This is a genomic window from Pricia sp. (genome assembly GCF_041745955.1).
Classification (GTDB): domain Bacteria; phylum Bacteroidota; class Bacteroidia; order Flavobacteriales; family Flavobacteriaceae; genus Pricia.
Map to the genome: position 1 here is coordinate 1 of NZ_JBGTHY010000332.1, position 6,835 is coordinate 6,835.

General features: G+C 41.5%; 8 protein-coding genes and 1 pseudogene. 4 read left to right on the plus strand and 5 right to left on the minus strand.

The features are described from left to right. Positions 1 to 100: 100 nt before the first annotated feature. The 5 genes from ACEW8S_RS12220 to ACEW8S_RS12240 form a co-directional block, all read right to left on the minus strand. Positions 101 to 1,330 (minus strand): hypothetical protein, encoded by a 1,230-nt coding sequence (locus ACEW8S_RS12220; RefSeq protein ID WP_373518429.1) that lies wholly within the window; start codon positions 1,328 to 1,330, stop codon positions 101 to 103. Positions 1,331 to 1,452: 122 nt separating this feature from the next. After that, on the minus strand, positions 1,453 to 2,301 hold the full coding sequence (locus ACEW8S_RS12225) for a DUF5777 family beta-barrel protein (RefSeq protein ID WP_373518430.1): 849 nt from the start codon (positions 2,299 to 2,301) through the stop codon (positions 1,453 to 1,455). Between the two features lie 23 nt (positions 2,302 to 2,324). Beyond that, complete coding sequence (locus ACEW8S_RS12230; RefSeq protein ID WP_373518431.1) at positions 2,325 to 2,714, minus strand: hypothetical protein; 390 nt, start codon at positions 2,712 to 2,714, stop codon at positions 2,325 to 2,327. Further along, positions 2,707 to 3,291 carry a YceI family protein gene (locus ACEW8S_RS12235; RefSeq protein ID WP_373518432.1) on the minus strand — a complete coding sequence of 195 codons (585 nt, stop codon included), beginning with the start codon at positions 3,289 to 3,291 and terminating at the stop codon, positions 2,707 to 2,709. The genes ACEW8S_RS12230 and ACEW8S_RS12235 overlap by 8 nt, the downstream gene beginning before the upstream one ends. 11 nt (positions 3,292 to 3,302) lie before the next feature. Then, complete coding sequence (locus ACEW8S_RS12240; protein WP_373518433.1) at positions 3,303 to 3,662, minus strand: hypothetical protein; 360 nt, start codon at positions 3,660 to 3,662, stop codon at positions 3,303 to 3,305. A 210-nt stretch (positions 3,663 to 3,872) separates the two neighbouring features. On the opposite strand from ACEW8S_RS12240, the gene ACEW8S_RS12245 reads away from it, so the two are divergent. From ACEW8S_RS12245 to ACEW8S_RS12260, 4 genes and pseudogenes are all read left to right on the plus strand, one after another. Further along, on the plus strand, positions 3,873 to 4,967 hold the full coding sequence (locus tag ACEW8S_RS12245) for a LytR/AlgR family response regulator transcription factor (RefSeq protein WP_373518434.1): 1,095 nt from the start codon (positions 3,873 to 3,875) through the stop codon (positions 4,965 to 4,967). A 147-nt stretch (positions 4,968 to 5,114) separates the two neighbouring features. Next, positions 5,115 to 5,321: pseudogene (locus ACEW8S_RS12250) on the plus strand (LytTR family DNA-binding domain-containing protein); the annotation flags it as partial. A gap of 120 nt (positions 5,322 to 5,441) precedes the next feature. Then, on the plus strand, positions 5,442 to 6,458 hold the full coding sequence (locus ACEW8S_RS12255; protein WP_373518435.1) for an AraC family transcriptional regulator: 1,017 nt from the start codon (positions 5,442 to 5,444) through the stop codon (positions 6,456 to 6,458). Positions 6,459 to 6,479: 21 nt separating this feature from the next. Then, positions 6,480 to 6,629 (plus strand): helix-turn-helix domain-containing protein, encoded by a 150-nt coding sequence (locus tag ACEW8S_RS12260; protein WP_373518436.1) that lies wholly within the window; start codon positions 6,480 to 6,482, stop codon positions 6,627 to 6,629. Positions 6,630 to 6,835 lie beyond the last annotated feature (206 nt).

A 6,835-nucleotide genomic window follows, 5' to 3' on the forward strand; every position in this document is an offset into this window, starting at 1 on the left:
ATACAAAGCGATGGTTCATTCTGCGTATCGTAATGAAAAAACCAGGATGCCCATCGGAATCCTGGTTTTAAAAATAACACTTTACTCGCAATCTTCTTTTTCAATCGACTATATTGAGCGTTCCCGTCATCGGACCATGAAACTCGCATATGTAGTATAAGGTATCGGGTGCATCCATGGGCACGGTAAAAGTCACTTTGCCTTCGGATGCTCCATTATTATCGACTCCATTAGTATAGGAATCGTCCGTACCGATATTTTGAACCGACTTAATCAGGAAAGGATGGCCAGGGGCAGTCACATCGAACTCATAGGTTTGCCCGCGGGTCAGAGTCAGGTCAGGATTGACGGCATCTGTCAACCCATCACCATTAAAAATGTAGGATAAGGCACCGTTATTCGTAACGCCGTGTACTACGCTCTCATTCTCAGGCTGGGGCGCTACTTCCGTCTCGGGGTTTACGATTGGCCAGACTCCTGCGACCGGGAACCCGACACCATAATTATCCCCTCGTGCTTCATCCTGACCAAAATAGTAAAGAGGCCAACCTTTATAGGTCAATTGTTGTCTGCCAAATACATCGATACTCCCAAAATCGGCAGCATCCAATATACTAGGCACCTGATCCAGTTCCTCCTCAAAAATGGGCCACACGGCGTTGTTCGAAAAATCTTCGTTGGTAAAGTTGTTCACCCCATTTTCATCATTGCTAAAGCCGTACAACGTATTACCGAACGCATCGGTCATGTAAAAAGTAGTACCGTCTCCGGGCTCATAGTCGCCGGTAAGGTTGGTTTCGGTACCATCGCGATCACGGCCTACCAGCTGTGCCTGTACCATCATAACGGAATAATCGGGTTTGGCCACAAACCAGACCGCGTTCACCCCGTCGCCGTTAACGTCGCCTTCGGCGCTATCACTGGCATAAGAATACAACGGCCACCCTTTGTAGGTGGTTTGCATATCGCCGTCGCTTCGCGCTATCGACCCGAAGTCATCGGCTTCCAATCCTTCGTCCAGGGTGAGATCCGATTCATAGAAAACGGGCCAGGTATTGAGACACCCATCGGTGCAGTTAGAATCTCCTTGGGCATCCGGTGAGAAAAAATAGAGCGACATTCCATCGGAATCCGTTAGGATCTTGCCAAACGCACCATCATCCCTTAAACGAACGGCGTTAACTTCTGGAGTTGGGGTCGGAGTTGGGGTTGGGGTTGGGGTCGGGGTCGGGGTCGGATTACCATCCGGTGCGGGAGTCGTGCCGCCGTCATCTGTGGAACAATTGAATAAAAACAATACGGAAAACAATAAAATCAATGGCTTTTTCATAGTAGCATTTTTTAGGTTCTTACGTTCAAATAAAATTTAAAATCAGTACGTGTTCTAATTAATCTTCCTCAAAGGGAATATCCGACCTTGAAAGGGAAATTCAGGATTTCAAAAAATGTCCCCTAGAAAACCCTAAGGATATTGAATCCGAAATAAACGTTCCCATCCCCCCAATCACCGGCAGCTTCTCCCAGAAAGTTATTTATGTTCATAGGCTGGGCATTGGTGAAGTGCAGCTGGAATACGTGGCCTCCGGTTTCAATATCCAATCCAACGGAAAGCGGATTCTTAAAAGGTGAATTAGCGGTGCGGTTCAAATGCAGTCCGTAATCCAAATTGATCGCACAGCGTTTGGAAAATTTAAAACGGCTCCCGAGTCCCAGTGCGAATTGTGAATTGTTCTGCCCTTCGGGCGACACCAGATTATCGTGAAAATAGGTGGGGGCCAATTCTATGGATACATCCCTCGATACCTTTCGGGAAACGAGCAGCTGGCTGGCATACCCCAAACGGTGTTCAAATTGCAGGCCCGGTAGTTCCTGTTCATCAAGTGATCCGTTGAGCTGCAAACTGTTGAACCAAACCAGGGTTACGGGAAAGCCCGAAGGGGATTGCCGGGCCAAGCGAAGTTTGAGGGAGGTCTCGTACGTTTTCTGAAACGAACTTCGTGAAATTCCGATGTTTATCCCGTCGGATATACCATAAATAAAATTCAGCCGGGTCACGGCCTGGTCCAGGCCGAAAAAATCATCGATTCCGGTCTTGACCGAGCCAAAACGGTGGGAAACCACAAAAAAGAGCTGCTTCCGTGACACCATTTTGGTCGTTTCCAGATTGATGAGCTTTAACCCTTTGAAGGCAGCTATTTCATACGAACTGGAAACGTCAACGGTATCTATTTCGTCAAGAAGGTCGTCTTGGCTCCAGATAAACAAAGGCAATAGTAGTAGAAAACAACTAATTTTATTCATGTTCGAAACGATTTACTTTTGATTTAAAATTGTTCTATCAATAGGGCCTGATCTACCTTTACCACCTCCAACAGGTCATCATAACCTACACATCGGCCCTTGATCGTTACCTCCTTGCCTTTTTTCAAACCTGCAGGTAACTTCTTCAAAAAAAGTACCTCGACCTTCTTGTCGAGGGTTACCGATTTTTCGTCCAAGGCCGTAATTCTACCTTTAGTCTGGATAACCTGGTCCGCTATGTCCGTTTTTGGCCCGGACCTTCTAAAACTTTCCGCCAGTTCGGAAGAAGTGACCGTATACTTGACTTCTTCTTTCTGAATGTTCCTATGGGATTGATTCAAATAGAAGTATCCACAGCCTATCAAGATGATCAGAAGGCCAAAAATCCCTAGAAACAAGTGTCTTTTAGTCATCTTCATTTGCTGAGAGCTTAAAGTCGAACCGCACCATAACTTCTTTGGCGATCTTATTTTCCACAATTTTGGGAATCTGAATATCAAAGTCTTGAGGAAGCACCATAAAGCTACCCTGTAGTGAAATGACGCCGTTTATCAGCTGGATTTGAACAACAGGCTCGATCGATTTTTTTTGCTCCCTTATTTCAAGTACGCCCTTGATCGTAAATTTCTTGGCTCCGCTTCCGAGGTCGTTCAGATCAAAATCACTTATTTTTCCCCTGAAAATCACCTTTGGATATATGTCCGACTCAATATAATTCTCGTTAAAATGCTCTTGCATTAACGGGTTTTTAAAGCGGAACCCGCGAATGAGCGCCAAGGAAGCAATCTCGTTCTTGATAACATCCAAAATGGTGGTTACCGATTTGTTTTTTGCCTTTACCTCTTCAAAGAATTTTTCCGAGGCCTCGAACACAATCACCCCCCTTTTATCGATGTATTTAATCTGGGCGTGTACAGCGAACACTGCCAGCATACAAAAAACGAAAAACCCTGTAAAAAAGCGTTGTTGCATCCTGTTTTTCATACTCATGGAGACCTTGTTTATTGCTCTAAAAAACCTTCGTCTATCCATTCTTCTACTAAATCGATGGTCGCCTGGGGTAATCTACCTGCGGGCGGCATCGCTGCCGGCTCACCCGTTTGACGCTTCATCGCTGCAAGTAAATTGCCATTTTCCGCTCTATCACGTACACGATCAAAGGTGTTCAGGGGAAAAGGGGCTCCGTTTACCGGCGGATCCCTATGGCATCCCAGGCAATTATTCGCGATAATTTGTTTGATGTTTGCCTCGTAGCTAACGGCAGTTGGGCTATCGGGCTCCCTTAAATCGGATTCACTATCGTTCGTACAAGAACCGAACAACAGGCCAATGAGGGTTGAGAGTAGGATTTCTTTTCTCATAGCTGTGCTTTGAATATTCCTTTCCAAAACAACAAACTGGGTTCGAAAGGGACAATAAAACTTAGGTGAAAGTGAATTTTTCGGATTGAAAGGGAATATAAAGGATTGAAAAAATACATGGTTCGGTGTTCTGTTCTTGGAAACGAAACTACATCCGTTTGTTTCACGGTGCTCGGTAAATTAGTATATTCGAAAAAATGCTCCGCCGAAATGCGTAAGGACAAGCTCTATTTTCTCACCTTCATTTCCGTGACGATTATATTCCTGATCGTCGCATTAATCGCAATCCGATTCGCCTTGAAATCAAGCGCCATTGAATTGGTGACTACCGCGCTTGAAATCGGAAAAAAAGAAGCGCGTTCGATGGCAACCCTTGTGGGCCATGAGTTGAACGAAGGTGTGGTTAAAGATTCCGTCATAGATCACTTTCAGACAAGCATCAGGAATACGGACCAAGAGCAACTTTTTATCAGTATTCTAGATTGGTCGGGGCGAATCGTTTGCCATCCCGACGTGAAACAGGTCGGGCAAAAGATGGGTTCAAGCACCTCTTTTGTTTCGTCGGTAGCCGACAACCTAAGCCCCAATGAGTTTTACGATTTGCTGATGCAACGCAAGGAAAACGGGTCGGGAAATACCGATGGTGAGATCTACAAAAGTTCCGACGTCATTTTTATGTTTCCGGTTCAAAACTCGGATTGGATAGTTGCTTCCAATGTAAATATAAAACGTCTGTTTTCACAGATAGACCGATTGCGAGATCGGTTTTACACCTTGTTTGCGGTTTTAGGACTTATTATCATACCTGCATTTGTAATTACGGTTCGATTTATCGGTAGTAAATATGAGAACCGACTGGAATTGCAAAAACAATTGCTGGAGGATGAAGTGCTCAATTTTTCGAAATTGAACCGGGCTTTGGGCGACTATCAGCAAAAAGTTAGCGAAGAACCTTCTGTCTCCGAAATTAAAAGAAGAATTCTGACCCACCGACACAATGAGTTATTATCCATTCAAACTCAAGAAATAGCCCACATCTTTACTGAAAATACCATTACCTATGTGGTTTGTTTTAATGATTCGCGTTCGACAACCACTGCAAGCCTTGATGAATTGTATTCCCAACTGGACGAGAATTATTTCTTCAGGGCCAACCGACAGTATATTATTGCCATTTCAAGTATTAGGAAGATTGTTAAATACGGAAACAATCAGCTCAAACTATTGGTCTCCCCGGAAACTAGCACCCCTATATTGATAAGTAAAAATCGGGCCGCTGAATTCAAGAACTGGTTGAACCTTTGAATAGTTTAAAACTAGTAAATACAGGGTCTACCTTTCGGATACCGGAACTAATGATAACGCAAACCAAGTCATCTTCCAGCTCACTTCCTGAAAAATACAAAAAAGTATTTATAGGCTGCCTAAATTAAATGAAGGAATTATTTTACCGAATCCACTCTGAAAGAAATTGAAGAACAGCTTAATCCATTGGATTTTTTCAGGCTCAACCGAAGTGTAATTGTCAATAAACTACACATAGAAAAAATAGAATACTATACCAAAAACTCTTTGGCCGTAAAGCTAAAAGGATGTCAAAAACACCTTGCAACGAGCCAAAATAGCACAGCCCAGTTCCGAATTTGGATAGAACAGTAAAGAGCGATCGCACAACAACTTGAAAACTAAATCTAGGTCTTCCAGATAAGAGTTTATGATTTTAGTATACCTTTAACCCCCAATTATACTTTAGATTTATGTCCTGATTTATATAAAACAATGCTCTATTTTTCCGGAATTGTAATCGGCATTTTTCTTTCTCTTGTTCTACTGAGCAAAAAGGGAAAGACGCAGGCGGATATGATATTACTAATTTGGATATTGGTTACTACCCTTACCCTTTTATTATATTATTTGCATATTACCGAGATTCAATATCAATATCCATTTATACTTGGGATAGGGTTTCCTTTGCCATTATTTCAGGGGCCTTTATTGTTTTTATATACCACCGCGCTTACCCCCGGAAAGCCTCTTAAAGCTATAAACCTGTTACATTTTTTACCAGTAGTTTTTTCTTACCTACTCTTTTCTGACTTTTTACTGCTTTCTCATGAGGCCAAAATAGCAATATTTAAAAATGATGGTGCAGGATATGAGGTCTTTACTACTATCAATCTAATGCTAATTGTATTTTCTGGAGTTATTTATACCATATTGTCTCTGTATAAACTAAGAACTTATAAAAAAGCATTGAAAAATGAGTTTTCATATACCGAGAAAATAAACTTAAACTGGTTACAATATTTAATCTTGGGAATATCACTTATATGGTTGGTGATAATCTTTAGCGATGACGAAAAATATACCTATATCGTGGTCGTATTTTTTATGGCATTTATGGGATATTTTGGTATCAAACAGGTAGGTGTCTTTAGTCAGAATATCGGACTTTTCGCTTTCGATGAAGAACAATTGTTGCCGATTAATGATGCGGAATATATTGATGCCCAAGAAAGAATAAATGAATTTACCAAAGAAAGTGAAGTTATTCAAGTCAGGGCTATTGAATCCTCAATAAAGGTCAACTATGAAAAATCTGCTTTGAGCAGTGAAGCGGCCAACGATATATATAATGAACTGACCTCGGTTATGCGAACCAATAAACCGTATAAAGATGCGGAATTGACACTTAGTGATTTGGCACAAATGATAGAGGTTCATCCAAATTATCTTTCCCAAGTCATCAACACAAAAGAAGAAAAGAATTTTTATGATTTTATAAACGACCACTGAGTTGAAGAATTCAAAAGAATCATGAGCCTTTCCGAAAATAAAAAATACACCCTTTTATCTCTTGCTTTTGAATGTGGCTTCAATTCAAAAACGGCCTTCAATAGAAGTTTTAAAAAACTGACCGGCATTTCTCCCTCGGAATATTTGGTGCAAGCGCAAACAAAACAATAATAGAAGAAGTGCCACTTTATCATATTCAAACTTATAGTATTGAAAATCAATTACTTGCAAAAGTAAACATCTTTTTCTCCTAAACAGGTGCCACCTTATAAATCGGGGGCGATTGGTTCAATAATACTGCCCATTTTTGCTCTTGTTTCTTTGATTTTAACTTTAAAAACACAAAAGAAGAAAAGAATTTTTATGATTTTATAAAC